Genomic DNA, 1,767 nt, shown 5'->3' on the forward strand with positions numbered 1-1,767 from the left:
CGGAATTACGCCTGAAGACTTCAACGGCAGCAATGACCTCGTGTTTACAGGTGCTGGCAATGATGAAGTCGATATTCCGCTAGCAGGCCAGAACGCAGGGGGTAACCGTATTGACCTCGGTAGTGGTGATGACATCATCTATGTCGGTGATGGAGATCGGGCCTTTGGCAGTGAAGGTAATGATGTCCTTGATGCTACCGATGCCAGCAACTATCGTATCTCTGGTGGACTGGGTGATGATGACTTCTATCTGGGCAGCAGTGGTCGCGCCCTTGGAGGCGACGGAGCAGACCGCTTCTTCGTTGGCCTAGGGGGAGACAACCTCATCAATGGTGGGGAAGGTGCAGATCAGTTCTGGATTGTGAATGGTGAAGTTCCCACATCTGCCAATACTATCGTTGACTTTGAGTTGGGTGTAGATGTGATTGGTATTTCAGGTCTGGGTGGTTTGGACTTTGGTGACCTGACCTTATCCAACGTTGGCAACAACACTGAGATTGCGATTGACGGCATGGTTGTTGCTCAAGTTCTAGGGACGACCACGCTCGATGAGAGTAACTTCGCGTTTGTAGCCTAACGCTGAAGGTACTGACCTTCCAAATTCTGGAAGGTCTAGGAGGGTAATTGCTTTTGGGTGGTTGCAATTACTCTCCTTGTCTACAACAGGTACAGTCTTGGACTTAGGCCTGTTCAGTATTGATTTTCCGTTAGCAAGGATAACAAAGAGATGAAATTATCGATTCAAGAAATCAGTATTACGATTGCAGCTAAAGGTCTGAGTCCTTCTATTCTCAATCCAGACTTCCTCAAATACAGTGACATCGTTCCCTCGGATTGGCAGTATGAAAAAGAACCTGTATTTGCAAGCAATGGTGCACATATTGCCTATACCAACGGAATTCGAATTACGGCTCAACCCAATCGGGTGTCCTTTGCCCAGGCGTTTGCGACCAAAGAGCACTCCAAGTTTCAGATCAACACAATAGCAGCTAATTTTTTGGAAAAGCTTCCTGGTGCTGATTACCAGGCCGTGGGGATTAATCCTCGGGGGATAGTGCCTTTTTTAGAGAATGAGCACGAAGCGTATGAGTTTTTATTTCAAAAGCTCTTTAGTGTGGGATCCTGGCAAAAGTTTGGTCAAGCACCTGTCCAAGCCGCCGTTCAACTCGGCTACGTCCTAGACCAGGGTAACCTCAACTTAGCCATCAATGAAGCTAAGCTAAATGCCAAAGATCAAGCATCTGGTTCAGCCGTCGTGTTCTCTGGGAACTTCAATTACCCCGTGCTGGGAGATGCCAAGGTAAAGCGCCTCCAAAGTATAAAGGAGCGAATTGAGCTTTGGCAGACGAGTGTCACGACCTTCCAGCAGCTCATCAATGAACACTTTTTGGGGGTACCTAATGAGTCCTCTTTGGATAATAGTATCCCTGTAGCTCCTCCTGCACTTGATCGTGAGATGGTTCTTTAACTTCACTGTTTAATGCAACGATTCCTTGTTCCTTTTGTGATTTGCGGATCTTCATGAGACGAACCAAAACTATTGGACTATTACTCCTCCTCAATCTTTCCCTTGTAGTTCCGTTGCATCGCCAAGCCATTGGACAGATCAATGCAGAAGCTGTGATATTTCCGAATTATCGCAAGGACAAGGAATTCTTGCGTCTTGAACAGACCCTTGTCAGCTACGGTTTTCAATTGATCTTCCAGCCGCCACCTCGCCGCAATACTTATGGCTTATTTGATGTGGGAAAAAAAAGTATCTGGATT

Annotated in this window: 1 protein-coding gene and 2 pseudogenes; all 3 read left to right on the top strand. The window is 46.8% G+C overall.

Annotated features, from left to right (window positions below; genetic code table 11):
* Positions 1-577: pseudogene (locus tag Q0991_RS12705) on the top strand (hypothetical protein); the annotation flags it as partial.
* Between the two features lie 150 nt (positions 578-727).
* Positions 728-1,468 carry a hypothetical protein gene (locus Q0991_RS12710; RefSeq protein WP_299489062.1) on the top strand — a complete coding sequence of 247 codons (741 nt, stop codon included), beginning with the start codon at positions 728-730 and terminating at the stop codon, positions 1,466-1,468.
* A 53-nt stretch (positions 1,469-1,521) separates the two neighbouring features.
* Positions 1,522-1,767: pseudogene (locus Q0991_RS12715) on the top strand (hypothetical protein); the annotation flags it as partial.

This window comes from Acaryochloris sp. IP29b_bin.137 (genome assembly GCF_028285745.1).
Taxonomy (GTDB): domain Bacteria; phylum Cyanobacteriota; class Cyanobacteriia; order Thermosynechococcales; family Thermosynechococcaceae; genus Acaryochloris.

Coding starts and splice junctions, on each gene's coding strand:
- Q0991_RS12710 (WP_299489062.1), top strand. CDS start 728: ATGAAATTATCGATTCAAGAAATCAGTATTACGATTGCAGCTAAAGGT.